The following is a 25,807-nucleotide window of genomic DNA, read 5'->3' on the forward strand; positions in this document are numbered from 1 at the left end:
TACTTTAACTTAATTCAATAAAATTTCCTTTGGATTAAGAAAACAGGCTTAAAAATACTATTTTTGGACCAAACGATTTTTGAGTGAAAAAACGAATAGCCATCTTTGCATCAGGTTCTGGCTCCAATGCCCAAAAACTGATGGAGCATTTTAAACGGAGTAATGAAATAGAAATATCTTTGGTATTAACCAACAATGCCGACGCTTATGTATTACAGAGAGCTGATAATTTCGAAATCCCCACTCATATTTTCGACAAAAACGAATTCTATAAAACCGATGAAGTTGTGGATCTTCTCAAAAATCTTGAAATCGATTTTATTGTGCTGGCAGGCTTTCTTTGGCTGATCCCTAAAAACCTGATCCATGCTTACCCCGGCAGAATTGTGAATATCCATCCTGCAATCCTTCCTAAATTTGGAGGTAAGGGTATGTACGGAGATCATGTACACCACGCCGTTATGGCCGCAGGCGAAACCGAAGGTGGAATCACCATCCACTATGTGAATGAAAACTATGACGAAGGCGAATACATTTACCAGGCCCGCTACAGAATAGATAAGAGCGATAACCTTGAAATGGTAAAATTTAAAGGTCAGCAGCTGGAACACCAGCATTATCCTCGTGTGGTGGAAACCATTGTTAAAAAGATCAGTAAATAAATGATTCGACACAGGTTAATAAGGCTATTAAAATAAATTTAGCATAGCCAACCTGACTGGCCACTATACATTATTATATATAGTGGAATAAAATTTAATATTGATCGGTAAATCTCATTAAAAAACAATCCTGTTTTACTACCTTTGCGGCTCAAAATTTTCAGTCGAATGAGTCAATCCATTAAAATCAAAAACGCTTTAATCTCAGTATATTATAAAGATGGTTTGGAGCCATTGGTAAAATTGTTAGCCTCGCAAGGTGTGCAGTTATTTTCTACCGGTGGAACAGAACAATTCATCAAAGATTTAAATCTTCCGGTTACGGCGGTTGAAGATTTAACCGGTTATCCATCTATTTTAGGCGGACGTGTTAAAACTTTACACCCAAAAGTATTTGGCGGAATTTTAAACCGCAGAGCTTTAGCTGGCGACCAGGAGCAGATTGCTGAATATGAGATCCCTGAAATTGATTTGGTTATTGTTGACTTATATCCATTTGAAGAAACTGTAAAAGCAGGCGGAACACCAGAAGAAATTATTGAAAAAATAGACATTGGTGGTATTTCCTTAATCCGTGCCGCTGCTAAAAACTTCAACGATGTGGTGATTATCGCATCAAAAAATGACTATCCTACTTTAGAAGCCCAATTGGCAGAACAAAATGGCGAAACTACCTTAGCTCAGCGTAAAACATTTGCTAAAAAAGCATTCCATACTTCTTCTCATTACGATACTGCAATTTTTAATTATTTCAATACTGAAGAGCCGCTTGATGTTTTTAAACAAAGTGTAACTGAAGCTAAAACTTTACGTTATGGCGAAAACCCTCATCAAAGTGGTGTATTTTATGGTGATTTAGACGCCATGTTTACCAAACTTAATGGTAAAGAGCTTTCGTACAACAACCTGGTTGATGTGGATGCAGCAGTTGCTTTGATCGACGAATTTGAAGATCCAACTTTTGCGATCTTAAAACATACAAATGCCTGTGGTATTGCCTCACGCCCGACCGTTAAACAAGCCTGGATTGATGCTTTAGCCTGCGACCCGGTTTCTGCTTTCGGTGGAGTATTGATCACCAATGTGGAAGTTGACCTGGAAACAGCAGAGGAAATCAACAACTTGTTTTTTGAGGTGTTGATAGCTCCTTCTTACCAGCCAGAAGCAGTCGAGCTGTTCAGCAAAAAGAAAAACCGCGTAATTTTACAACGCAACGAGGTTGAATTGAGCAAGAAACAATTTAAAACCTTATTAAATGGTGTAATTGAGCAGGATAAAGATTTAATTATCGAAGGTCCGGAGCAAATGACCACTGTTACCGATAAAGCACCAACAGCACAAGAGTTGAAAGATCTTTTCTTTGCTAACAAAATTGTAAAACACACAAAATCGAATACCATTGTTTTGGTTAAAGATGATGTGTTGATTGCAAGCGGTGTTGGCCAAACTTCACGTGTTGATGCCTTAAGACAAGCGATTGAAAAAGCGGCTTCATTCGGTTTCAGCGTTAAAGGTGCTGCAATGGCTTCTGATGCTTTCTTTCCTTTCCCGGATTGTGTTGAAATTGCTGCCGAGGCCGGAATTACTGCTGTTTTGCAACCAGGCGGATCGATTAAAGATGCCGATTCTGTTGCAAAAGCAAACGAAAAAGGTATTGCCATGGTAACCACCGGGGTAAGACACTTTAAACATTAGAAAGGTAGAAGGTTGAGGGTTTAAAGGCGAAAGGTTTTTGTGCATTATCTTATATCAAAAACAGTTCAAACCCAATTATTATAGGTTTTGATTTTTTAAACATTTTAATTGCCTTAAAAACAATTTAATAACTGAAGAAAATAAAACTTAAAACAATAAAAAAGCTATTTTTACATTAGGAATAGTATAGATTTGACAAAATAAAGAAAACATACCTTACATGGGATTATTTAACTGGTTTACGCAAGAAGTTGCCATCGATTTAGGTACTGCGAACACCCTGATTATACATAACGACAAAGTAGTTGTAGATGAGCCATCTATCGTTGCTTTCGATCGTACCACAAACAAAGTCATTGCTATAGGTCGTCAGGCAATGCAAATGGAGGGTAAAACCCACGATAATATTAAAACCGTTCGTCCACTAAAGGATGGAGTAATTGCCGATTTCAATGCTGCTGAAGCGATGATTAAAGGGATGATCCGTATGCTTAACGGCGGTAAAGGCTGGATGTTTCCTTCTTTACGTATGGTAATCTGTATCCCATCTGGTATTACTGAAGTAGAAAAACGTGCGGTGCGCGACTCTGCAGAGATTGCAGGAGCAAAAGAAGTATATCTGATCCATGAGCCAATGGCTGCTGCGGTAGGTATCGGGATTGATGTGGAAGAGCCAATGGGTAACATGATTATCGATATAGGTGGTGGTACCACTGAAATTGCGGTTATCGCTTTATCTGGTATTGTTTGCGATCAATCGATCCGTGTTGCGGGAGATAACTTTGACTCTGACATTGTAAACTACATCCGCCGTCAACACAACATCATGATTGGCGACCGTACTGCTGAAAAAATTAAAATTGAGGTTGGTGCAGCTTTACCAGAGTTACAGGATGCTCCTGCCGATTTTGCGGTTCAAGGTCGCGATTTAATGACGGGTGTCCCAAAACAGATCACCGTTTCTTATACCGAAATTGCACACTGCTTAGATAAATCGATCTCTAAAATTGAAGAAGCAATTTTAAAAGCTTTAGAGATTACCCCTCCGGAACTTTCGGCAGATATTTACCAAACTGGTATTTATTTAACCGGTGGTGGTGCATTATTAAGAGGATTAGACAAACGTGTAGCAGCTAAAACTAAATTACCTGTTCACGTTGCAGAAGATCCGCTTCGTGCAGTAGTACGCGGAACCGGAATCGCCCTTAAAAATATTGGCGGATATAAATTCTTAATGCAATAACCTGGATTTGAGATGTGAGATATGAGATTTGAGACTAATTATCCAAACTCATATCTCACATCTGATATCTCATATCTCATGAGCAATGCGTAACCTTTGGATTTTCATCAGCAGATACAACGCATTTTTCCTGTTTATCATTTTTTTATCATTGGGCTCTACCTAACGGTGAAGAACAATTCCTATCAGCGTAGCGTAACCTTAAACTCTACCAATGAGGTGGTGGGCACTGCTTACGAAAGGTTGAATGTTTTTAAACGCTATTTAAACCTGGGGATGGTAAACGATAGCCTTGCAGCAGAAAATGCCAAGCTTAAAAGTCAGCTGTTAAGTTTAACTACTGTTGATACTGCTAAAGATGTTAAGGTTGTTGATACCATTACCAATCAGGATTACACCTATCTTGCCGCTAAAGTGATTAAAAACTCTATTACTTTGCGCAATAACATCATGACGATCAATAAAGGGAGCGTTGACGGCATTAAAGCCGGAATGGCCGTTATTGCACCGCAAAAAGGCGTGGTTGGCTTTATCCGCGATGTTTCTGAGCACCTCGCAACCATCCAATCACTATTGCATAAAGACACCAAAATAAGTGTGACTTTGAAAAAGAATAACGCTTTAGGCTCTTTGGTTTGGGGCGATGGCAATTTCGACATTAAAAAGGCATTTATCAAGGAAGTACCCAACCACATTAAAATGTATGTGGGCGATACGGTAGTGACTTCGGGTTTTGCATCTTTTCCGAAAGGGATTCTGGTCGGCAGGATCAGCAAGCCAAATGTGGCTACCAATGATAATTTCTTATCGGCAGAATTAAATTTATTTACAGATTTTAGCACATTGCAATATGTATATGTGGTTAAATATAAAAAGGCTGAAGAGCAAAAAGCTTTAGAAGGCATCGCGAAACCGAATGAATAGTAGAATCATAATTGTAAATGTGATCAGGTGGTTTTTGCTACTTTTTGTGCAGATATTCCTGCTCAAGAATATGGGCTTTTATGATCTTTCTACACCGTTTATCTATGTACTGTTTTTACTTCTGCTTCCTTTTGGCATTCCGAATATCGTATTGTATTTACTGGCCTTTATAACAGGATTAACCCTCGATGCTTTTTACGATACCATGGGCGTACATGCTACGGCATGTGTGGTATTAGCTTTTGTAAGGATTTCTTTTATTTCAATCAGTTTAAACCGCGACGCAATTGACGACCCAGAACCTTCATTAAGTTATATGGGTTTTCAATGGTTTTCACTTTATACTTTTCTCTGCGTGATTACACACCATCTGGTGCTGTTCTTTTTAGAAACTTTTAAGCTAACCGAAATTGGTTATACCTTAATGAGATGCGGTTTAAGTTGTATCTTTACGCTACTTATTATTTTATTGGTAGAGTTTATATTCTATAGAAGAACACCACGTTAATGGATCAGTTATTTAACCGGAAATATATCGTTCAAGGATTATTTATTGTAATCGCCCTGATTTTATTGGGAAAGTTATTTTATATCCAGATTATTAGCGATAAAGCCTTCAGCTCTGCCGAAAGTAACGTGTTGCGTAAAATTTATAAATTCCCTGCCCGTGGTGCCATCCTCGACCGCAACATGAAGGTAATTGTACAGAACGAACCCGTTTACGATTTAATGGTTACTCCAAACGAAGTTAAACCATTCGATACCCTTGGATTAGCCAATGCTTTAGAAATTACTGTTGAGGATGTACGTAAAAAACTGAAAAAAGCAAGGGCACAGTCTTCTTATCAGTCTACATTTTTCGAAAGACAGATTTCTGTACAGAGTTACGCACGTCTACAGGAAATTATGTACCGTTTTCCGGGCTTCAGAACGCAGGATAGGACGATCAGGCATTATCCTGATAGTATAGCCGGACAGCTTTTCGGTTATGTTAAGGAAGTAAGTCCCGATGATATTGAAAAATCGGATGGTTATTATAAACCAGGCGATTTTATTGGAAAAAGTGGCCTCGAGCGATCTTATGAAGATTTTTTAAGGGGTGAAAAGGGAGTGATCAATACATTATACGATGCTAAAAACATTGCCCAGGGCAGTTATGCCAACGGAAAATATGATGTAAATGCCGTATCAGGAGATCGTTTAATTTCTTCTTTAGACATCAGGATCCAACGCCTTGGCGAAGAATTGATGAAAAATAAAGTAGGTGCAATTGTTGCCATCGAACCTTCAACCGGTGAAATCCTGGCTTTTGTAAGCAGCCCTGGCTACGACCCTAATCAATTGGTAGGTAAAGACTGGGGCAAAAACTACATGAGTTTGATTGCAAATCCTTATCGTCCGCAGATTGTAAGGCCTATTGCAGGACAATATTCACCCGGATCATCATTTAAACCTGTGGATGCTTTGGTAGCACTTCAGGATGGCGCAATTGATCCAAATACGACCTTTTTCTGTCCAGGTTATTACATGGCCGGAAATCATAAAGTAAAATGCGAGCACGTAGATGGTACCATCAATATGCAACGCGGTATTGCCCGTTCCTGCAATACCTATTTCTGCCATGTTTTTCAGAACATCATTACTAAAAACGGCATGAAAAACCAACGCCAGACTTATACCAATTGGCATGAGCAAATTGCGAAATGGGGTTTTGGCCAGAAATTGGGCATCGATATGCCTTTTGAGAAAAAGGGAATATTTTACCAGGCTGAGCATTACGATAAAATTTATGGGAAACGCTGGGGTTACACTACTGTAATTTCGCAGGCCATTGGTCAGGGTGAGATTACCTCTACCCCATTACAAATGGCAAACGTTATGGCGGCAATTGCCAACCGTGGTTATTATTTAAAGCCCCACTTAATCAAAGGCATCGGAGATAAAAATGTAGTTAAAAAAGAATATGTGGTTAAAAACTATGTGGGTATAGATGAGAAATACTTCCCTATTGTAATTGATGGAATGCGGGATGCAGTAAACAGTCCCTGGGGAACAGCAAAAGAATCTCAGATACCCAATATCGTAATGTGCGGAAAAACCGGAACCGTACAAAACCCACATGGCAAAAACCACTCGGTTTTTATCGGTTTTGCACCAATGGACAAGCCTAAAATTGCCATTGCAGTGATTGTAGAAAATGGTGGCTTTGGAGGTTCGTATGCTGCACCAATATCGAGTTTTATGGTTGAAAAATACTTAACTGACAGCATTAAGCCACGTTCGAATGGTTATACTGTTAAAGCGTTCTCCGAAACCAATCTTTTACCCGCATTAATCGATAAGACAAAAAAAGTTAAACTGACAAAATTAGACAGTTTAAAACTAAGAAAGACAGATTCGCTTAAAAGGGTTAAAGACAGTTTAAAAATAAAACCGGCAATACTAAAACAAACCGCTGCCACTAAGCCGAGAGTAAATCAACCTATTGTAACCCTTAAACCTGTAACCAATAAGTAATGATCCAACAACAGGGAAACCGTTTCTTTTTTAATGTAGATTGGATTACCGTTTTAATCTACATTGCTTTATGTGCAGTTGGTTTTATAAATGTTTATGCATCTATTTACAATCCCGATAAAGCTGCAGGTTTCGATTTTGCAAGCAGTTATGGCAAACAGTTAATATATGTGATTACCGGTCTGATATTGGGTTTATCGATTTTATTGTTCGACGGAAGGTTGTTTAACGTATTTGCGCCCTTTATTTACGGCGCTACCCTCTTTTTACTCGTTGTGGTATTGTTTGTAGGACGAAATGTAGGTGGAAACCAGGCCTGGATCCCCATTGGTTCCTTTAGGTTGCAACCCTCAGAGTTTGCCAAATTCGGTACTGCCTTGCTGCTCGCGAGATATGTAAGCACATTTAATCCCAAATTCAGAGATTTTAAATCAATTGTAATAGCCGGATTGATTGTACTGGCACCTCTTTTATTGATCATGCTGCAACCCGATACGGGCTCTGCACTGGTTTTCCTCGCTTTTATGTTCCCTTTATACCGGGAGGGCTTATCAGGTTATTTCCTGTTAATTTTCCTTGGGATGATTGTACTGTTTGTGGCCGATTTCCTGGTACCAACTTACATTCTGGTTCTTATCCTCACCACTATTGGCGGACTTTTCATCTACAATAACAGGCGAAAACAGAAAATCATTATTTCTACCGTATTGGTAACCATTATCGCCATTGCTTATTTATTTGTGGTTAAAATTGCCTACGAAAAAGTTTTGGCGCCGCATCAGCGTAGCCGTATCGAGCTGATGTTAGGTCTTAAAGCCGATAATAAGGGCGCAGGTTATAATGTAATCCAATCGCAGATTGCCATTGGTTCAGGACAGGCAACCGGTCGTGGTTTTTTACAGGGTACGCAAACTAAATACGGTTATGTACCCGCGCAAAGTACCGACTTTATCTTCTCTACCATTGGCGAGGAATGGGGCTTTGTGGGCTGTTCAGTTGTAATCGGCTTATATATGTTTTTATTATTGAGATTGATTAACCTGGCAGAAAGGCAGCGGTCTACCTTCTCGAGGGTTTACGGCTACAGTGTGGCTTGCATCCTCTTTTTCCATGTATTCATCAATATCGGAATGACCATTGGTATTATTCCGGTAATCGGGATTCCGCTACCCTTTATTAGTTACGGCGGTTCATCATTATGGAGTTTTACGATTTTGCTGTTTATCTTTTTAAAGCTTGATTCTAACCGGATGGGATTTATTTAGTCCTAAGTCTGAAGTCTTTAGTCTGGAGTCGATACCTCGAAGTATAGAATGTCATCGTGAGGTGATTTTAAGATCTTTACCTCAGATGATCAAAACAGGAGATATTGGTTGTTTTTTGGAAAGCACAACCTGCATTAAAATTATTGCCCGCTCCCGCTAAACGCTTTACTTCGTGTTCGCTTTTATGGGGTTTAGGTCGTCAATTCTGTGCTTCTATCCTGGATTAATAAACCCGACAAAATGAAAATACTTTTTGAAGCAGTTATATTCATATTGTGCAGCAGCCTTAGCAAAAAGATTGAAATGATGGCGGGGCTACAGCACCCGTGAAACACTTAACCTTCATTTCCTGATGAAAAAACCAAAATTGTTTTTTATCGCCATTTAGAGCCTGTTTAAAATTAAATGAATTTAATTTCGTATTTGCTGTTTATCTTTATAAAACTCGATTCTAACCGGATGGGATTTATTTAGTCCTGAGTCTGAAGTCTCTAGTCCGGAGTCGATATTTCGCGTAATTAAGAAAGATACGTCATTTTGGGCGGAGTGCAAGTCGATCGAGAAATCTCACTTGTATAGATCTCTCCATTTCGCTACGCTTCAGTCGAGATGACGACCGAATTAGTAAGATAACGAGCACAATATTACGCTATCCACCAAACGCCATCCGCCCTACTTACTAAACCTTCTATTAAGCAATTCATAAAACTGATCAACAGTGGCCTGTTTATTGGCCCAGTTATTTTTCGCTGCATAATTATGCTGAAGGTAGCTATCTGCGGCTTCGAAGCTACTCATCTTATTAATAATATCAATTACTTCCGAATAGGCGAGATTATATCCATTAAAGAGATCTTTAATGAAGAGTAACTTCTCATTTAAATTAATCGCCTGTTTTAAATCAGCAATCGGAGCTTTAACAGGTTCATTATTCTGGCTGTTTGTTTTAGCCAGTAAGTCGTTTAAACTTGGGGCTGGTTTAGCAGCTGTTGGCTGTGGAGTTGGTTTTACAGGAACAGCTTCCGGGGTAAATAACGGACGCTCCTGCTCAACGGGCGGCGAAATAACAGGATCATCCAGTTTAACATCCTTCAGTGCCTCAATAGGCTGATGAGCAGCTACCGGCATAGGTTCTTCTATTTTAGTATCCACAACAGGTGTTTCATCCGCAATTATTTCAGGCGCTTCTTCTTCGTGCGGAATTAAAAAAGGTTCAGGACCAATTTCATCTTCTTCAGCTGGCAGAGACTCTTCCTGAAAAGCTAAAGCATCTTCCTTCTCGTGAATTATTTTTTTACGTGCTAAAATCTCTGCTTCTTCTTTGCTTAAAGGGCGATCGAAAATTTCTTCAACAGATCCGATAGCTATCGGTTTTGCTTCATAATCAAACTGATCACTTTCGTCATGTGTACCCAGTACAAACTCAAAAGTATGGTCGTCCTGGTCGGGTTTAAAGAAATCTTTATTCAAAATCGACGCAGCTTTTTCTTCTTCAATCGTTTCATCGTCCAGTACCTCCTGTTCAGGCTTTACATCCACCCGTTCTTCTTCTTCCTGGGCTGTTACTACTTCTTCCAGTTCCTGCGGATCGAAACACTCATCATCCGCTATATAACTTTTTTCAGCTTCTGGCAGTATAATGGTGTTCTGTTCGGCCAACAAGGTATGGTTTCCAACTTCAGTTGATTTATTTTCTGTTGTGGCATTTAATTTTTTGACGATATTAACATGATCAGAAAGGAAATTGGCATTAGCGAGAAAAGCTCGAGCTCCAAATCATTCAATTGTTGAGGATTTTGAGCTAAAAACTGGTACTGCTCATTTAATTCTGTTAAAATGCTGCCGATCTTTCTGAAAATATCTTGTTGGTTCATCATAAAATTAAAACGAATTTTTAGTCGGTTTATGTTGGTACTATGTGTTCAAAAATAACACATAATTTTCATATTTAATTCATTCCTTTGGAATCCAAAAGGAGTATATTTAAATACCTGCAATAAAATACTTAACTGCTAAAACAGGTCAATATATAACAGAAACGTAACAAATATGTTTATTGTTTGCCTGTGATCAGCTTTACCTATAATTTTTGAGGAGAATAATTATATTTGGGTTATGGGGATAATAGAAATAGTTCTTGCTTTATTGATCATATCAGTTTTATATGCTTTGGGCAGGTATGGACGAGATACGTGGTTTGGTTTTGGCGGATCGATACTATTGGGCATATTTACCACTCCACTTATTGCTTTTATTGTTATTTCATTTTTCTTTAAAAAGCATTAATAAAACCAGAAATTAAATTATCAGAATTTATCTCACACTAAATACATTTCTTTTATCTGAAAATAAAAAGATTTTACCCCAATTATGTTAGTAAGTGTATACCCAGGAACAACAGATAATTCTCATATTTGTTCAGTTTAAAATTAAAGAATAGACCTAGGGGAATAAAAAAACAGGCATGTTATTTAGCGAACAAAATTTTAGGAGAAGAGGCGAATTTTCGGGAAGTATAGAAGTAGTATGTGGTTCTATGTTTTCTGGTAAAACGGAAGAATTGATCAGAAGGCTAAAGAGAGCACAGATTGCTAAACTGAATGTCGAAATTTTTAAACCCCGTACCGATACCCGCTACCATGAAACCGCTGTGGTTTCGCACGATTTAAATTCAATAAACTCTACCCCTGTTGATAGTGCGTCAGCCATTTTATTACTGGGCACCAATACACAGGTGGTGGGTATAGATGAGGCTCAGTTTTTTGACAATGAACTACCTGATGTTTGCAACAAACTAGCCCATAGGGGAATACGCGTTATTGTTGCCGGCCTGGATATGGATTTTACAGGTAAACCTTTTGGTCCTATGCCAGCCTTAATGGCCATTGCCGAGCATGTTACCAAGGTAAATGCAGTTTGTGTTTGTTGTGGTAACCCCGCCCTATACAGTTACCGTACAGTTGCCGATGAAACTACAGTTTTATTGGGCGAAAAGGAAAGTTATGAGCCACGTTGCAGGGCTTGTTACAATCTGGACAAAGGATAACCATAATTGATTAATCTGTATCTTTAAACCGGATTCAATATCGATATGGATAAACGAGCTCAACTTGAAGCATTTAGAAACGGCATTACCCAATTTGTAACGTTTTACGATGCGGAATGGGAAATCTTTATTCAATACCTTAGTTTTTCTATCCTAAGCAAAAAGAACATTTTGCAGTTGAAGGAAAAGTGTGCGACTACATCTGCTTTATTACCTGTGGTGCCGTTCGTTACTACCATATTAAAGACGGGCAGGAAATTACCTGATACTTTAGCTTTGAAAATGAGTTAATGAGTGCCTATAAAAGTTTCCTGAGACGTACACCTAATGCCAATTACATTCAGGCTCTTGAAGAAACAGAATTGGTGATGATCTCACAACACAATCTCCAACAAATGTTAAAGCACCCTCTTCTGGCATTGAAAATGGAGCGGTTTGGCCGTCTGATTGCTGAATATTACATCTGCTGTTACGAGGACCGTGTTGCTGCATTTATTACCCAGAGCCCCGAGGAACGTTATATTGCACTGGAGAAAATTGCAAGAGATGTTTTCCAGCGCGTTCCACAACACTTTATTGCCAACTTTTTAGGTGTTACGCCTGTCTCACTTTCCCGGATCCGTAAAAGAACACTTTTGCACTAAAAGAGTTGACAATTTTCCAGCAAACAGGCTATTAAAGTCGTCAATTCTGGAATAATCTAAAATCCTTATCTTTTGTTAACGTTTTGATGGTTCCATGCCGCATAACTTTGAACTAATCAAAGAATGATGATATGCATACTATACTTGGCGCCGGCGGACCAACAGCAAACGCACTAACCAGAGAATTAACCAATGCTAACGAAACCATTAGGCTGATTAGCAGAAAACCAATAGCTACAAGCAACCCATATATAAGCTGGGTTAAGGCCGATTTATTAAATGAAACTGAACTTTTCGCTGCTGCCGAAGGTTCGAAAGTAATCTACCTGTGTGCCGGTTTGGTTTACGACATCAAAATATGGCAACAACAATGGCCGGTTATTATTCAAAATGTAATTAACTTAACTAAACGTACTGGTGCGAGGTTAATTTTTTTCGATAATGTTTATATGTATGGCCTCGTAAATGGCCCAATGATAGAAACAACACCTTACCATCCGTGTAGTTTAAAAGGAGAAGTAAGGGCAAAGATAGCCGAACAATTAATGAATGAATCCAAAGCGGGTAAAATAAACGTAACCATTGCGCGTGCGGCAGATTTTTACGGAGCAGATTCCATGAACAGCTTTTTTGATATGATGGTACTTAATAAGTTTGCCAAAAAGAACAAAGCGCAATGGATAGGAAATCCAAATACGCTACACAGTTTTACATACATTGAAGATGCGGGGAAAGCTTTATTCCTGTTAGGACAAACACCCGATTCTGGCAACCAGATATGGCACCTGCCAACTGCAGCCCCTTTAAAAGGGAAAGCTTTTATAGCAATGGCTGCAAAGATTTATGAAACCAAACCTCAATATCTGATCATTAATAAACTGATGTTACGTTTAGCAGGGTTATTTAAAAAGGTAGTTGCAGGTACTATAGAAATGTACTATCAGTACGATCATGATTATCACTTCGATTCTACCAAATTCGAAAAGGCATTCAACTTCAAACCTACTTCTTATAATGACGGCATATTAAAACTTTCCAGAACCATGTACAAAAAGCAGAATTGACACGAATCAGGGCAAATTATAAAGCCAACTATTTATCTTTAGGGCAAATGATTCAATATAATACGACACATAAAAACAGCATTAAAACCATATCGATTTTGGGTTGTGGCTGGTTTGGTCTGGCATTTGCCCGAAAACTGATTCAATTGTCTTACCAGGTTAAAGGCTCTACCACAACTCCTGAAAAGTTATCAAAACTTTCAGAAGAAGGCATTCAGCCGTTTCTGGTCAATTTAACGGCTGCTCAGATCTCAGCAGATCAGGATTTTTTTGATGCAGATGTATTGTTTATCTGCATTCCACCAAGACGTAATTCGACTGAACTTCCTGATTATCCTCAAAAGGTCAACTCAATTTTAGCAGCTGCAAAAGATAAATCAAAACACGTGGTGTTGATCAGTTCGACCAGTGTTTATGCGGATGAAAACAAAACAGTAAATGAAAACAGCGAGCCAAATCCCGATACGGATTCGGGAAAGGTCGTTCTGGCCGCCGAAATACTATTTAAGGAACTATTTCCGGAAAACTACACAGTGATCCGCTTTGCAGGCTTAATTGGTCCTGACCGTAACCCTGGCAGATTCTTTGCCGGAAAAAGTAATGTACCAAATGGTTTAGCGCCGGTGAACCTGATTCATCAAACAGATGCGGTAGGCGTTGCGGTAAACCTTTTGGAAAAACAGGCATTCGGCAGAACGTATAATGCCTGCTCGCCAAGCCATCCTGCAAAAATGGAATTTTACACTAATGCGGCTAAATCTACGGGCCTTACTGAACCCAATTTTATTGCAGAAAAGAAGGATTGGAAAATTGTAGAAAGTTTGAATGTACCTGAATTTTTGGGTTATGCGTTTGAGGTGGGGATTTAAATGTTCGCCTCAACTGAGAGTCGAAGCGTCATTCCCAACTTGATTGGGAATCGTAATACAATGGCTTTAAGATTCCCACCTACGTGGGAATGACGACCGATTTTTAAATCCAGGCGGATCTATTTGTTTACAACACGGGGAATTTAGCTCAACAACCCTAATAACTCTTTCTTAGTCAAGTTTTTAAACAAACTACCTTCTGTCTGGATCAGATCTTTGACCAGATCTTTTTTGGTCGCCTGAAGTTTCATAATTTTTTCTTCAATCGTGTCAGGACAGATTAGCCGTACAGCCATCACATTTTTATGCTGCCCGATCCGGTAAGCGCGGTCAATTGCCTGGTTCTCCACTGCGGGGTTCCACCATGGGTCCACCAGGTAAACATAATCAGCTTCGGTTAAATTCAATCCGGTACCCCCGGCTTTTAAACTGATCAGAAAAACCGGAATATCGGCATTCTCCTGAAATGAGGCAACCGCTTCAGCTCTTTTGCGTGTTTGTCCGGTGAGGTATTCATACCTGATTCCCTTGCTTTCCAATTGCTTTTTAATCAGATCGAGCATGGTAACAAATTGAGAAAAAACAAGAATTTTATGTTTTCCGGCCTTGCTTTCAATCTGCTCCATCAACACATCAATTTTTGAAGAAGCCTGCAGATAAGATTTTCCATCAGCGAGTAAGGCAGCCGAATTGCAGATCTGCCTTAAGGTGGTAATACTTTTCAGTACATGCATCGAACTTTTAGGCAGCTCATCCTCCTGTTTACCCAAAATAAAATCCTGAATTTCCTTTTTGTTCGCTTCGTATACTTCGCGCTGTTCAGCTCCCATTTCACAATACAATATTATTTCTGTTTTATCGGGAAGTTCTTTCGCTACCTGTTCCTTGGTTCTGCGGAGAATAAACGGCCTTATCTTCTTCTGGAGTTCTTCTGCCCTTCTACTGTCTTTAAACTGATCAATTGGGGTTGAATATAAATCGGCAAACTGCTGTTTACTGCCAAACAAACCCGGACAGGCAAATGATAGCTGACCATATAAATCAAAGGTATTATTCTCAATCGGCGTTCCCGTCATGGTTACTTTATTTCGCGACTGCAGCATCCGGACTGCTTTATAACGTTGCGATTCCGGATTTTTAATCAGTTGCGATTCATCTAAAAAGATATAGTTAAAGCGATAATCTTTCAGGAAACGGATATCAGAAAGTAATGTCCCGTAAGAGGTTAAAATGATTTCGTAATCATCGAAAGTATCAGTTGTTTTGGTCCTTTCGCCAGCATAAATGGTTTTTACTTTTATGGATGGTGCAAACTTCTCTACTTCAGCCTTCCAGTTAAATATTAACGAAGCCGGAACCACCACCAGATTTGTATTATGCTTTACTTTTTCGCGCTGTGATAAAATGAAAGCCAAAACCTGAATGGTTTTACCCAATCCCATATCATCGGCTAAACAACAACCAAAATTAAAATCATCTAAAAAGTTGAGCCAGTTTAAGCCATCTTTCTGGTAATGGCGTAAAGTTGCGGTTAAACCTTTTGGCACCGCTACCTCTTGAATCGATTCGGTACCTTCAAATTTCTGTCTGTACAGTTTTAATTCGTTTTTTACATCACCATCCAGCAAAGCATCTTCATAAAGCTCGTTTATAGAAGCAAACTTAATTTTAGGCGTAAGAATGGCATCTTCGGTTACTTCGCCAGCACTAAAATAAGCTGCAAATTTTTCGATCCACTCATCTGGCAGTATGCCCTGGGTTCCATCATCAAGCATTACAAACTTACTTTTGTTCCTGATCGATTTATGGAGATGTTTTAACGCAACCTGTTGTTTACCAAACTTTACCTTTACTTTGGTTTCAAACCAATCCGTCCCACTCAATACCTCGATATTGATTTTTGCCTGAAATTCGCTCAATTTGTTGTTTTTGAGCTGGTTGAATCCTAAAATATGAATTCCTTTATTTCGCCATACTTCAAAAGCATCAAGGAACCAGGCTTCTTCCAGAAACCTTTTGCGGTGCAGATAAAAAGAATCGTTGGTTTCCTGATCATAGAAATAAGGGTGCTGTTTCAAAACGTTCCCGATAAACTGCAGTTCGGCATCTTCATCACGATGCAAGGTAAAGAGATTACCCAGTTTATCCTGCGCCTGGATTTTCTTTTAGACAGCACAGGAATTTCCAGGTTTCCATAACGCATTACCGGTGTAAGAAGAATGTAATCTTCAGATTCTGACAGGTAGATTAACTGTTCGTTTTCAAGATCGAAACCCTTTTCTTCGATCTGGCTTTTTGTGGCAGGTTTTAAATAAGAATAATCAACATGGATACTTCCTTCTAAAGGCACCAGAATAACTTTTTGAAATTCCGGATATTTGGTTTTGTGCAGAATTAACTTGTTGCTCTGCTTTTTGAAAAAACCAATTACGCGTAGAAAATCCAGCCTGCCAATTAGATAGAGTTGATTGTTAAGTTTAACAAAATACTGGTGTACCAATACCAGGTTATCCAGTTCGCATGATTTCCCTTCGATGATCAGCCGCCCTGTAATTTCATAATAATCATCACGCTGGTTTACCGAAAGATGTAAATCTACTTCCAGTAAATGTGCATTAACTGCGATAATGGTGGAGGCTTGAATAGCCACAGACTGCTTACTATCCTGCAGGTAAAAAGGAATCTGTTGAGGATTTTTCACGATCGCTTTTAAGGCTTCAATTTCCACCTCGCTTTGATCATTATTGTAATTCTGCTGAAAAGTGGTAATACCGCTATAAAACTTTACCTCATCGTTATCATTTGTTTTAAAGAGCAAATCAGCCGGATTAATTCCTTTTAAAGGATTTTTAACCTTTCCATTCTTAGTAGTTTGGGCTTCAAATAATTCTACCGTTAAATTGTTGTAATAGCGATGTTGCCCAAAAACCAGGATCATTTTACCCGGGTTGTTTTTGACAGGCGCTTTTATTTTAGGTTTACTTGCCGGCAGTAAAAGTTCCTGTAAATTTTGCTGTGTTTCTTTGTTAAATGGCTGGAGGGCATCCATTTTTGGCCGGATGGTTACCTGGTCATTCTCGTAGCGGAGATTAAACAGAAGATCGAGATTATCCTCTTTCTCCAATCCATAATCGATTGCAATTTTGGCCAGCTTTTTGTTTCCGCTGGTTACTGTCGAAAAAATGAGCAGATCCTGACGCTGAAGGATGTTGTATAAAACCCTCGCCTGATGTTCACATAGTTTATATTTTGGTGTACTGCACCGGCAAGAAAGTTTTACCGAGTTTGGGTACTGCTGAACCTGAACAATTGGAAAAGGTAATCCGGAGGCTTCATCGCTAAAAGCTGCAAAATCGATTTCAATCTGCTCTGGAACAAGCTGATAAAAGCCTTTAACATCAGTATGAATCAATCCGTTTAAATGTTTGAGGATAACAATCTGGCTCAGATTTTTCAGGTTAAAATCCTTTAAGATATAATCGTAAGGATTTTGTTCTGATACTGGATGCGCGGTTACCTGATCACTCATTTAAACTAAATAAGATAATATTGCTTTTTATAAACTCACGTTTAAGTTCAAATGTCCCCAAGTCCAACTTTAATAATCCTCATTAAAGTCGAAAGTCTAATATCACTTGCATTATTTTCAATTCTTGAAATGTAGGTTTTTGTAGTACCACATTTTTCTGCAAGCTGCTCTTGCGTCAATCCCTTTTCTTTCCGAAGTTCCTGAAGCATGGCTCCTAGCTTAAAACTCTCAAACTCTTGTTCGTAGATTTCTCTTTCTTCAGTCCCACGTTTGCCGTATTCGCTGTCCAAATGATCAGCAAATAATGTCAATTTATTTTTTGTCTTTTCCATCGAAATATTTCTTTTTAAGTTTCTCAGCCAGTTCAATTTCATTTTTAGGTGTTTTTTGAGTTTTCTTTTGAAAACCATTTACCAGGATGATCAGTTTTCCCTTATCGAAGAAACTAAATACCCGAAAAATATCTGAACCAACTTCGACCCTAATTTCAAAAAGTCCTGTTGAACCTGTGATGTGCTTAAAATATTTTTCAGGAACTTTTTCAAGTGTAGCGATTAATTGTAAAGTCCAATTGAATTTCTTCTTTACGTTGGGCTTAAGCTACCCATAAAAATCCAAAATACTCTTCAAAGTAAAAAATGTCCCTGATAAATTCCTCGTTCATTAACCAGATTTAGGTCAACTCAAAGTTAGCTAATTAGATAACAAATTCAAAATATTTAGCTACATTAAAGAATGCGTTTACTGAGTAAACCTATTAACTAAATCTAGTGCGTAGCAAGTTGAGAATAACCTAACTTAAAGCGATTTACGCAGGTTCAAATAAAAAGGCACGGCTACCTTTTCAGTTTTTCCGTTAAGGATAAATTCAGCAGCTTGAGCGCCCAGTTCGCTAAAATCAGTTGAAATGGTGGTAATCCCATCCAAAATAATTCTTTTTAAAGGCGTTTCGTTATAAGAAATTACGCCAACATCCTTCCCGATTTTAAGTTTCTGGGCAATTAAGCGTTCAATCAGTGTTACCAGGTCATCTTCCATCAGGTTAATGTATACCTCCCCAGGATTAATTTCCTCGTCTTTAATGTTGTGGATTACCTTATGATCAAAAGCATATTGCTGGCAGAACCTGTAAAAGCCTGTGAGTATTTCGTGCGGGAAATAACTGTTTTTTGGAAAGATAATTTTCAAGGTTCGATAATGCGAAAGGCGGTCTAATGCCTGTTCTAAAGCTGCGTAAATATCCTGTGCAAAGTTTTCGTAGGCCGCAGCATAATCGCCGGTTACCCCAGGTAAAAGTTTATCAAGTATAACCAGTTGTTCTTTTGGGATGGTATTGATAATTTCGTGCGCATTTTCACCTCCTTCTAAAAAATGTGGAATAATTACAAAGTGCGAATAATCGCCGCGTTTGGCCACAATCATTTTTTTAAACAGGGCGAAATCGTTGTTGTAGATATAAAAATCAATCGCAGCACGTTCTCCTAAGGTTTTTGTGAAGGAATCGTAAATGATCTTTTTGTGTGTACTGAGTTTATTAAAAAGCAAACAAACCTTCAGTTTCCGTGAAAAATCGGTATTGATAATAAAATAACCCTTGCCAGGCACAGAATCAACCACCCCTAATTTCCGGAGATTACGGTAACCTTTTTCGGCGGTATCTCTCGACATCTCCAGACTAAAACTCAACTCATTTATCGAAGGCAACAAACTATTTTTCAGAAGTTTACCACTTTCAATAGCCGCCAAAATAGCATTCGTTAACTGCTTGTATTTTGGCGTCGATGAATACTCGTCGACGTTAAGATACGGGATTAAATCTTCTGGTTTCAAATTGACTATATTGATGTAGGAAATTCTAATATACGGAAATCCCTAAAAATCTATGGTGCGTTGTATGGCAGAATAGTATTTTAACTGGATCATATCTGTTGGTGCAGGATTTTCGTTCCAGGCGTCATTTATTGCCAACGCCGTACCAATTGCCGTAGCTTGCGAAACTGAGGAAGCATAAACCTCTATATCTGGAATAGAAATAGCCAACAGATGCATATAAATTGCATTTTTACCGAAACCACCATCTACAAAAATCCTTTTCACACCTGCATTTAAAATTAACTTTAACGAATAAATCTGTTGTTTAATCAGGTCAAAAATCAATTGATGATAGGCTTCCTCCGCGGTTTGGAAGAGGCTCAGATCACGCGCTTGAAATGCAGAACTTGCCGAAAAACCTTGTTGTTCCTGTTGGTTTTCAGGGATTTTATTAGCCAGTTTCAAAATCATGGAGGGGTTAAACTTCAAATGTTTAAATAGATAGGCCGCGCGATTGAAATGTTCGGCGATCCGTTTAAGCTGTACCTCATGCTCATAACCTGCAAAAACACGCGAAGCCTTAACCGCCTTCCCTTTAAAGTGCATGTAACACAGACAATCCTGTTTAAGTTCTTCGGCTGTTAAAGCTTCCTGGTTAAAAGGATTTAAACTGATACACCAGGTTCCGGTTGAAATGAGCACAAATGGTGTGTTAAAATTAGCCAGGTAAGGAATCAGCGCTGCGGAGCTATCGTGAAGACCTACTCCAACCTGAATACTTTTACCTTCAAAATTGATTTTCAGGCTGGAATCGCCCGGAGTAAAGGTTCCAAACTTATCGTCGAGCTTTTCTGCCGATACCCAGTTATGGTACTGGTTTTTATTGAAATCCCAGAGTTGGGTATGACAACCAATGCTGGTAATATCTGCCACAGCCTTACCCGTAATCAGATAGCTTAAATATTGAGGCAGATGTAACGCCCACTTTACTTTTTTAAATATTTCGGGCTTTTCATTTTTCATGCGGTACACTTGCATCCCTGAATTTAAGCTGCCTAAAATTGGTGAGGCCGTTTCTAATGAAATCTTCTCCTCGCCACCGTACTTTGCATAAAAGGCATTTTTAAGCGCTTCAGGATACTCTTTTAAATAGTTATAAAGTGGTGTCAGGGGATCGCCGTTTTTATCAAGATAAACAAAACTAGCCCCATAAGTAGAAAAGTTTATGGCCTTAACATCGAACTCTTTTAACTGCAAAACCTGATGCAGGGAATCGTAAACGGATAAACGCAGGCTTTCGAGATTTTCGCACGGTTCGCCGTCCTCATCAACAGTTTCTACAAAACGTGCTGACCGCTCGTAAACAATACTATAGCTTTCGTCGATCAAGAACAGTTTTTTATTTGTTTTCCCAACATCAAATATGGCGATTACAGGTTTAGTCATTTTATTCTCTACTTACAAACCTGTGGCAACAGTATTTCCGCGGTGATTAACTAATTGATTTCTAACTTCTAAACCACGGTAAAGTACAATCGGTGATAAAGCTGCTCCAGCTCTTAATCTGGCTTCGGCTACTAAAGCCCTTAAATCGCTACGGAAAGTATGCTGCAAAATTTCCTGTGCTTTGGCTACGTCGTTGTTGTTCTGCGCTTCGTTTAATGCTTTTCTATCAACTAATAAGGCTTGTGCATAGGCAATCATAATGGCTTCCACTGACTGTAATAAATCCTCTAAAGGATCTTTCACATTGTGAGAAGCATCGATCATCCATCCTAAATCTTTTGTATGGTTCATGCCTTTTGCATCCATACCTTCTACCAGTTCGTTAAAGATCAGGAACAATTGATAAGGTTTAATACTTCCGGCAGTTAAATCATCATCGCCGTATTTAGAATCGTTGAAGTGGAAACCACCCAATTTCCCTTCCATTAACAATAAAGCCACAATTTGCTCAATGTTAGCATTTGGCAAATGATGACCTAAATCCACCAAGGTATAGGCTTTTTTACCCAGTTTACTGGCGTATAACAGTGATTGACCCCAATCGCCAACTGTTGTTGAATAAAAGTTAGGCTCGAAGGCTTTATACTCCACAAACATTTTCCAATCTTCCGGCAAGGCTGAATAGATTTCCTGAAGGCTTTCTAAAGTATTTTCGAATGCTTTACGAAAATTAAGCTGACCAGGAAAACAAGAACCATCGGCAAGCCAAACAGTTAGCGCATCAGATCCCAATGCAATACCGTGTTTAATTACCTCAATATTATGTTCAATTGCCTGTTTGCGGATGTCTTTATTCACATTTTGAAGCGAACCGAATTTATAGCTATGTGCTGATCCTCTCTGATCCTGAAAGGTATTGGAGTTCATGGCATCGAACTTTAAACCATAGCCAGATGCTAAGGATTTTAACGCTTCTGCATTTTGAGGGATATCCCACGGAATGTGTAGCGAAATGGCGCCACTTGCACCATTAAGGGCATGAAGTAAGCCTACATCTTCAATTTTTTCTTCAATGTTACGTGGCTCACCACCGGTAATGGCAAAACGGCCAAAACGTGTTCCACCAGTACCCAATGCCCAGCTTGGAATGGCAATTTGAAAATCGACCAATTTTTGGATTACGCTTTCGAGATCAGCGTGTGACCAATCTTCTTTCAAAAAAGCAAGTTTGCGTTGATGTGAAGTTAAAAGGGAGTCGTTATGTTTTTCTATTTGGTTCTGATCGATATTCATGAGGATATTTGGTTTTTATTGCTAATCGTTGTGGCGATACAATCGCCGTTCTCGCTCATCCTCGTTTCAAACGAGGACGATTATAAAAAAATTAAAATCTTTTCGGTCTATGCTTTGCACAGATCGGTTAAAAACTGAAAAAACTGAATTTTCAATTTTGTCTTATCGCCGTGTTCTGTGTCTCCAAAGACAACTATTTTTAGCCACAGATTTACACAGATACACACAGATTTGTATCCGTGTGTATCCTTTTTATCTGTGGTTAAATTTATTTAATACGTTCTACTCTTATTACCGTGCTATCTCCCCCGACAGACCACTAATTTGTTTATCCGTTTCGTTCTGTGGGGACACAGGCCGAGAATATATGCTTGTATTATCTTACAAATGCCATGGCTACTCCGCCATCAACATTTAAAACATTCCCGGTTGATTTGTGCAACAAGCCTCCCACAAAGGCGAAACAGGCATTGGCAATATCATCTGGTAATATAATCTGGTTTAACAAAGTACGTTTTGCGTAATAAGCGGGCAACTCTGCAACAGTAATGCCATAAGCTTTTGCAACGGCCTTCGGCCCAACCGCCAGCCCAGATATTGCTATCGCTGATTACAGCATCAGGGTTAACCACATTTACACGGATATTATCTGCTCCGAGTTCAGCAGCATTTAATCTGCTCAAATGTAACTGTGCAGCTTTCGCACTGCCATAACCGGCATTATTTGGTCCGCTTACCAAAGCATTCTTACTTACAATATTAATGATATCTCCACCAATATCCTGCTTTTGCATCGTATTTGTTGCAGCCTGGGTAATAAAAAACTGGCCTTTTACCAAAACATCATATAACAAGTCCCAATCCTTTTCGGTATGGTCGGCAATGGTTTTAGAGATTGATAAACCTGCGTTGTTTACCACGATATCTACACCGCCAAAAGCCAGCGCTGCCGAATCAAAAGCGGCTTTAATATCTGCTTCACTGGTCACATTCAAAATTGCGGTACTATAAGAATCTTTACCATAAAGGCTCGCAAATTCTTTACCTGCTTCTTCCAAACGCTCAGCATTCATATCATTTAAGATCACCACACCACCTTCGGCAACAAACTTTTTAGCAATCGCCTTACCAATTCCACCGGCACTGCCTGTAATCAGGGCAATTTTACCTGTTAAAGGTTTTGGTTTTGGCATACGCTGTAATTTTGCCTCTTCCAACAACCAATATTCGATATTAAAAGCTTCCTGATGTGGTAATGAAGTATATTCAGAAACCGCTTCGGCGCCTTTCATTACATTAATAGCATTGATGTAGAATTCTGCAGCAACCCTCGCTGTTTGTTTATCTTTAGAGAAAGTAAACATACCGATGCCAGGGTACAAAATCACCACAGGGTTGGTATTGCGGATTGCGGGACTGTTTGGATGTTTACAAGCTTCATAATAAGCCGTGTACATCTCCCTATAAGCTTCGAAAGCAGGTTTTAATTGTTCTTTTAGTGCTTTAACATCTGATAAATCGGCATCGCTTGCTAATGATAAAACAAGCGGACTGATTTTAGTTCTTAAAAAATGATCGGGACAACTGGTTCCCATTGGCGCAAGGCGATCGAGATCGTTAGAATTGATAAATTCCAATACACGACTGTCATCAGTAAAATGACCGATCATCTGTTGTTTGGAAGAGCACAAACCACGTAAAACAGGCGCTAAAGCAGCCGCTTGTTTTTTACGCTGATCTGCTGCTGCACTTTCAATCTTTTGTCCACCAAAAACCGGACCTTTTTTACCATAATTTTGGCTCAGGTAGTCAGAGCAGATTTCGATTACTTCTAAAGTATTCAGGTAACTTTCGTAAGCGGTATCTCCCCAGGTAAATAAACCATGTGAGCCTAACATGATGCCCCGAATGCCCGGATTTTCATCTAAACACTGTTTTAGTTGTAGTCCCAGTTCGAAACCCGGTTTTTTCCATTCCACCCAGCCAATGGTTCCTCCGAATAATTCTTCCGTAATTTTTTTACCGTCTTTAGCCGCAGCGATGGCAATGGCCGCATCAGGGTGCAAGTGATCGATATGCGCAAATGGCAGGAAACCATGCAAAGGCGTATCAATTGAGGGTGCTTTAGAGCTTAAATCGAAAATACAGTGATTAAACAGTTCAACCATTTCATCCTCATGTTCTACTCCCCGATAAATATTTTTCAGACTTCGCAAACGATCAACATATAATGCTGCAAGACCACTTTTCTTTAAAGTACCTAAATCGCCACCTGAACCTTTTACCCACATTACTTCGGTTTTCAGACCGGTAAGCGGATCTTTTTCCAATACTTTACACGAGGTATTTCCCCCACCATAATTGGTTAAGCGTAAATCAGCCCCCAATAAATTAGAGCGATAAATTAAGAGGGCAACTTCATCTCCAGCCAGTTTTGCGGCTTCCTCTTCATCCCATAGATAGCTTACGTGCTTATAACTTTTCGTATTGATTGACATTCTTATATTCTATTTAAATTTTTATTTATTAACCTTTTATTGAATTACCATAACCAACAATGAGTACCGAAACAATGATGGTTAAAATACCCGCCAAAACAGTAAACAAGGTCTTTTTGGATACCCCTTTCCATTCTTTCAACACGAGTCCCCATACGTTGGCGATCAAAATGATAAAAGCCATGTGCAAGATCCACGAACTGGCACCGTTACCCATTTTGCTCTCGCCCATTCCATAGAAAAAGAACTGTAAAAACCAGGTGGTACCTGCCAGTGCAGAAAAAATATAGTTTTTTAACAGCGGCGTTTTTGAATTTGTATAGTCGCCAAATGTTTTGTTTCGGGCATTCAGCACCATACACCATATAAAATTGGTGGTTAAACCTCCCCAAAGTACAATTACATAAGTAACATTATTCTGAAACAAAAAATTACCGGTTTCAGCAGGATTTGCTGCTTTCCAGATGGTGTTTGCAGCCTCGGCCATTGGTTTTCCGGCTTCAATACCGAAATTGAAACAGGCACTTAAAACACCTGAAACAATGCCTACGAATAAACCAAGACCGAATTTATATTCGGTTTTCACCTCCATGCCATGCGGATCGGTAATACCAGATTTCATTTCCTTTTCTTTCATCATACCTGCTTTACCGCAGATAATAATTCCAACCACACACACCAAAAGCCCCAGTAATACCATACGTCCCCAATCGGTATGCAAAAACATAGTAAAAGTATCTTTACCTGCCTGCGGGAAAAAATCGAAGTAAATGGATGGAAGGATTGAACCTAGAACCATACAAAGACCTAAAATGATACTACTTCCTAATGATACACCCAGATAACGAACGCCTAGACCATAGGTTAAGCCTCCAATGCCCCAAAGCACGCCAAAAAAATAGGTCAACCATAAAATACTACCATTGGTACTGGTGATAATTGTTGTAAAATTAGGGATGGTTAAAAATGCAGCAAGTGGCGGAACGATTAGCCAGGAGAAGATTCCCCCAACGATCCAGTAACTTTCCCAGGCCCAGCCTTTAACTTTTTTGTACGGAATATAAAAACTTCCGGAGGCGAAACCACCGAAGAAATGAAAAATTACACCTAAAATTGCTTGCATGCTCTAATTTAATATTTGGTTGCCCTAAAATAGAATTTGCAGTAACTTTAACTGTTATGCACTGTTATGGATGAGAAATAATATGGTGGATGGAAGATGTATAATGGATGATGGAATTAGATAAGTCAGGAGAGGGGTTGGATATTTGCGCGAAAAAAGTCGTCATCTTGAGCGGAG

The 25,807-nt window shown here is 39.1% G+C and carries 23 protein-coding genes and 1 pseudogene; 13 read left to right on the top strand and 11 right to left on the bottom strand.

Annotation, left to right across the window (positions count from 1 at the left end):
• The first annotated feature begins 83 nt into the window (after nucleotides 1-83).
• The 7 genes from ACQ86H_RS21305 to rodA all read left to right on the top strand — a co-directional run bounded on the left by ACQ86H_RS21305 (nucleotide 84) and on the right by rodA (nucleotide 8,306).
• The gene (locus ACQ86H_RS21305) at nucleotides 84-662 is read left to right on the top strand and encodes a phosphoribosylglycinamide formyltransferase (protein ID WP_138820604.1); all 579 of its coding nucleotides are present in this window, start codon (nucleotides 84-86) and stop codon (nucleotides 660-662) included.
• A gap of 168 nt (nucleotides 663-830) precedes the next feature.
• On the top strand, nucleotides 831-2,357 hold the full coding sequence (gene purH / locus ACQ86H_RS21310; RefSeq protein WP_431292399.1) for a bifunctional phosphoribosylaminoimidazolecarboxamide formyltransferase/IMP cyclohydrolase: 1,527 nt from the start codon (nucleotides 831-833) through the stop codon (nucleotides 2,355-2,357).
• A gap of 220 nt (nucleotides 2,358-2,577) precedes the next feature.
• Nucleotides 2,578-3,600, top strand: a complete 1,023-nt coding sequence (locus ACQ86H_RS21315; RefSeq protein WP_010601761.1) for a rod shape-determining protein — start codon at nucleotides 2,578-2,580, stop codon at nucleotides 3,598-3,600.
• A 168-nt stretch (nucleotides 3,601-3,768) separates the two neighbouring features.
• Nucleotides 3,769-4,524, top strand: coding sequence for a rod shape-determining protein MreC (mreC, locus tag ACQ86H_RS21320; protein WP_431292400.1), 756 nt, complete (start codon nucleotides 3,769-3,771; stop codon nucleotides 4,522-4,524).
• Nucleotides 4,517-5,032, top strand: a complete 516-nt coding sequence (locus ACQ86H_RS21325; RefSeq protein ID WP_138820601.1) for a rod shape-determining protein MreD — start codon at nucleotides 4,517-4,519, stop codon at nucleotides 5,030-5,032. Before mreC ends, ACQ86H_RS21325 begins: the two co-directional genes overlap by 8 nt.
• Complete coding sequence (gene mrdA, locus ACQ86H_RS21330) at nucleotides 5,032-7,041, top strand: penicillin-binding protein 2 (protein WP_431292401.1); 2,010 nt, start codon at nucleotides 5,032-5,034, stop codon at nucleotides 7,039-7,041. Before ACQ86H_RS21325 ends, mrdA begins: the two co-directional genes overlap by 1 nt.
• Nucleotides 7,041-8,306, top strand: coding sequence for a rod shape-determining protein RodA (rodA, locus tag ACQ86H_RS21335; RefSeq protein ID WP_431292402.1), 1,266 nt, complete (start codon nucleotides 7,041-7,043; stop codon nucleotides 8,304-8,306). The genes mrdA and rodA overlap by 1 nt, the downstream gene beginning before the upstream one ends.
• A gap of 672 nt (nucleotides 8,307-8,978) precedes the next feature.
• On the opposite strand, the gene ACQ86H_RS21340 is transcribed toward rodA, so the two are convergent.
• Together ACQ86H_RS21340 and ACQ86H_RS21345 are read right to left on the bottom strand one after the other, a co-directional pair.
• The gene (locus tag ACQ86H_RS21340) at nucleotides 8,979-9,965 is read right to left on the bottom strand and encodes a hypothetical protein (RefSeq protein ID WP_431292403.1); all 987 of its coding nucleotides are present in this window, start codon (nucleotides 9,963-9,965) and stop codon (nucleotides 8,979-8,981) included.
• Between the two features lie 47 nt (nucleotides 9,966-10,012).
• Nucleotides 10,013-10,183: a hypothetical protein gene (locus ACQ86H_RS21345; RefSeq protein WP_431292404.1), complete on the bottom strand. Its 171-nt coding sequence runs from the start codon at nucleotides 10,181-10,183 to the stop codon at nucleotides 10,013-10,015.
• Nucleotides 10,184-10,421: 238 nt separating this feature from the next.
• On the opposite strand from ACQ86H_RS21345, the gene ACQ86H_RS21350 reads away from it, so the two are divergent.
• From ACQ86H_RS21350 to ACQ86H_RS21375, 6 genes are all read left to right on the top strand, one after another.
• Nucleotides 10,422-10,592: a hypothetical protein gene (locus ACQ86H_RS21350; RefSeq protein ID WP_168202361.1), complete on the top strand. Its 171-nt coding sequence runs from the start codon at nucleotides 10,422-10,424 to the stop codon at nucleotides 10,590-10,592.
• A 178-nt stretch (nucleotides 10,593-10,770) separates the two neighbouring features.
• A complete protein-coding gene (locus ACQ86H_RS21355; protein ID WP_138820597.1) occupies nucleotides 10,771-11,352 on the top strand; it encodes a thymidine kinase in 582 nt (193 codons plus the stop codon).
• 45 nt (nucleotides 11,353-11,397) lie between these two features.
• Nucleotides 11,398-11,643: a hypothetical protein gene (locus ACQ86H_RS21360; protein WP_431292405.1), complete on the top strand. Its 246-nt coding sequence runs from the start codon at nucleotides 11,398-11,400 to the stop codon at nucleotides 11,641-11,643.
• On the top strand, nucleotides 11,643-11,996 hold the full coding sequence (locus ACQ86H_RS21365; protein WP_138820595.1) for a Crp/Fnr family transcriptional regulator: 354 nt from the start codon (nucleotides 11,643-11,645) through the stop codon (nucleotides 11,994-11,996). Before ACQ86H_RS21360 ends, ACQ86H_RS21365 begins: the two co-directional genes overlap by 1 nt.
• A gap of 131 nt (nucleotides 11,997-12,127) precedes the next feature.
• Entirely contained in the window at nucleotides 12,128-13,060 is a 933-nt protein-coding gene (locus ACQ86H_RS21370) for an NAD-dependent epimerase/dehydratase family protein (protein WP_431292406.1), read from the top strand.
• The gene (locus tag ACQ86H_RS21375; RefSeq protein ID WP_431292407.1) at nucleotides 13,057-13,929 is read left to right on the top strand and encodes an SDR family oxidoreductase; all 873 of its coding nucleotides are present in this window, start codon (nucleotides 13,057-13,059) and stop codon (nucleotides 13,927-13,929) included. The genes ACQ86H_RS21370 and ACQ86H_RS21375 overlap by 4 nt, the downstream gene beginning before the upstream one ends.
• Nucleotides 13,930-14,072: 143 nt before the next feature.
• On the opposite strand, the gene ACQ86H_RS21380 is transcribed toward ACQ86H_RS21375, so the two are convergent.
• The 9 genes and pseudogenes from ACQ86H_RS21380 to rhaT form a co-directional block, all read right to left on the bottom strand.
• On the bottom strand, nucleotides 14,073-16,052 hold the full coding sequence (locus ACQ86H_RS21380; RefSeq protein WP_431292408.1) for a DEAD/DEAH box helicase: 1,980 nt from the start codon (nucleotides 16,050-16,052) through the stop codon (nucleotides 14,073-14,075).
• Nucleotides 16,004-17,458 (bottom strand): hypothetical protein, encoded by a 1,455-nt coding sequence (locus ACQ86H_RS21385; RefSeq protein ID WP_431292409.1) that lies wholly within the window; start codon nucleotides 17,456-17,458, stop codon nucleotides 16,004-16,006. Before ACQ86H_RS21385 ends, ACQ86H_RS21380 begins: the two co-directional genes overlap by 49 nt.
• A 47-nt stretch (nucleotides 17,459-17,505) precedes the next feature.
• Nucleotides 17,506-17,790, bottom strand: a complete 285-nt coding sequence (locus ACQ86H_RS21390; protein ID WP_431292410.1) for a helix-turn-helix domain-containing protein — start codon at nucleotides 17,788-17,790, stop codon at nucleotides 17,506-17,508.
• Nucleotides 17,771-18,013, bottom strand: coding sequence for a type II toxin-antitoxin system RelE/ParE family toxin (locus ACQ86H_RS21395; protein WP_138820844.1), 243 nt, complete (start codon nucleotides 18,011-18,013; stop codon nucleotides 17,771-17,773). The genes ACQ86H_RS21390 and ACQ86H_RS21395 overlap by 20 nt, the downstream gene beginning before the upstream one ends.
• 243 nt (nucleotides 18,014-18,256) lie before the next feature.
• Nucleotides 18,257-19,288, bottom strand: a complete 1,032-nt coding sequence (locus tag ACQ86H_RS21400; protein WP_431292411.1) for a GntR family transcriptional regulator — start codon at nucleotides 19,286-19,288, stop codon at nucleotides 18,257-18,259.
• Nucleotides 19,289-19,330: 42 nt separating this feature from the next.
• Entirely contained in the window at nucleotides 19,331-20,716 is a 1,386-nt protein-coding gene (locus ACQ86H_RS21405; protein WP_138820590.1) for an FGGY-family carbohydrate kinase, read from the bottom strand.
• 12 nt (nucleotides 20,717-20,728) lie between these two features.
• A complete protein-coding gene (locus ACQ86H_RS21410; RefSeq protein WP_431292412.1) occupies nucleotides 20,729-22,009 on the bottom strand; it encodes a sugar isomerase in 1,281 nt (426 codons plus the stop codon).
• Between the two features lie 376 nt (nucleotides 22,010-22,385).
• A pseudogene (locus ACQ86H_RS21415) lies at nucleotides 22,386-24,507 on the bottom strand (bifunctional aldolase/short-chain dehydrogenase).
• 28 nt (nucleotides 24,508-24,535) lie between these two features.
• Complete coding sequence (gene rhaT / locus ACQ86H_RS21420) at nucleotides 24,536-25,630, bottom strand: L-rhamnose/proton symporter RhaT (protein ID WP_138820587.1); 1,095 nt, start codon at nucleotides 25,628-25,630, stop codon at nucleotides 24,536-24,538.
• Nucleotides 25,631-25,807: the final 177 nt, after the last annotated feature.

The sequence above is a fragment of the Pedobacter sp. P26 genome (genome assembly GCF_050632135.1).
In the GTDB taxonomy this organism is placed as follows: domain Bacteria; phylum Bacteroidota; class Bacteroidia; order Sphingobacteriales; family Sphingobacteriaceae; genus Pedobacter.

Bases quoted from the DNA above. Each gene is read 5' to 3' on its own strand.
- purH (WP_431292399.1), top strand. From the start codon at position 831: ATGAGTCAATCCATTAAAATCAAAAACGCTTTAATCTCAGTATATTAT.
- ACQ86H_RS21315 (WP_010601761.1), top strand. From the start codon at position 2,578: ATGGGATTATTTAACTGGTTTACGCAAGAAGTTGCCATCGATTTAGGT.
- ACQ86H_RS21325 (WP_138820601.1), top strand. From the start codon at position 4,517: ATGAATAGTAGAATCATAATTGTAAATGTGATCAGGTGGTTTTTGCTA.
- mrdA (WP_431292401.1), top strand. From the start codon at position 5,032: ATGGATCAGTTATTTAACCGGAAATATATCGTTCAAGGATTATTTATT.
- rodA (WP_431292402.1), top strand. From the start codon at position 7,041: ATGATCCAACAACAGGGAAACCGTTTCTTTTTTAATGTAGATTGGATT.
- ACQ86H_RS21345 (WP_431292404.1), bottom strand. From the start codon at position 10,183: ATGATGAACCAACAAGATATTTTCAGAAAGATCGGCAGCATTTTAACA.
- ACQ86H_RS21350 (WP_168202361.1), top strand. From the start codon at position 10,422: ATGGGGATAATAGAAATAGTTCTTGCTTTATTGATCATATCAGTTTTA.
- ACQ86H_RS21355 (WP_138820597.1), top strand. From the start codon at position 10,771: ATGTTATTTAGCGAACAAAATTTTAGGAGAAGAGGCGAATTTTCGGGA.
- ACQ86H_RS21360 (WP_431292405.1), top strand. From the start codon at position 11,398: ATGGATAAACGAGCTCAACTTGAAGCATTTAGAAACGGCATTACCCAA.
- ACQ86H_RS21365 (WP_138820595.1), top strand. From the start codon at position 11,643: ATGAGTGCCTATAAAAGTTTCCTGAGACGTACACCTAATGCCAATTAC.
- ACQ86H_RS21370 (WP_431292406.1), top strand. From the start codon at position 12,128: ATGCATACTATACTTGGCGCCGGCGGACCAACAGCAAACGCACTAACC.
- ACQ86H_RS21385 (WP_431292409.1), bottom strand. From the start codon at position 17,458: ATGAGTGATCAGGTAACCGCGCATCCAGTATCAGAACAAAATCCTTAC.
- ACQ86H_RS21390 (WP_431292410.1), bottom strand. From the start codon at position 17,790: ATGGAAAAGACAAAAAATAAATTGACATTATTTGCTGATCATTTGGAC.
- ACQ86H_RS21405 (WP_138820590.1), bottom strand. From the start codon at position 20,716: ATGACTAAACCTGTAATCGCCATATTTGATGTTGGGAAAACAAATAAA.
- ACQ86H_RS21410 (WP_431292412.1), bottom strand. From the start codon at position 22,009: ATGAATATCGATCAGAACCAAATAGAAAAACATAACGACTCCCTTTTA.
- rhaT (WP_138820587.1), bottom strand. From the start codon at position 25,630: ATGCAAGCAATTTTAGGTGTAATTTTTCATTTCTTCGGTGGTTTCGCC.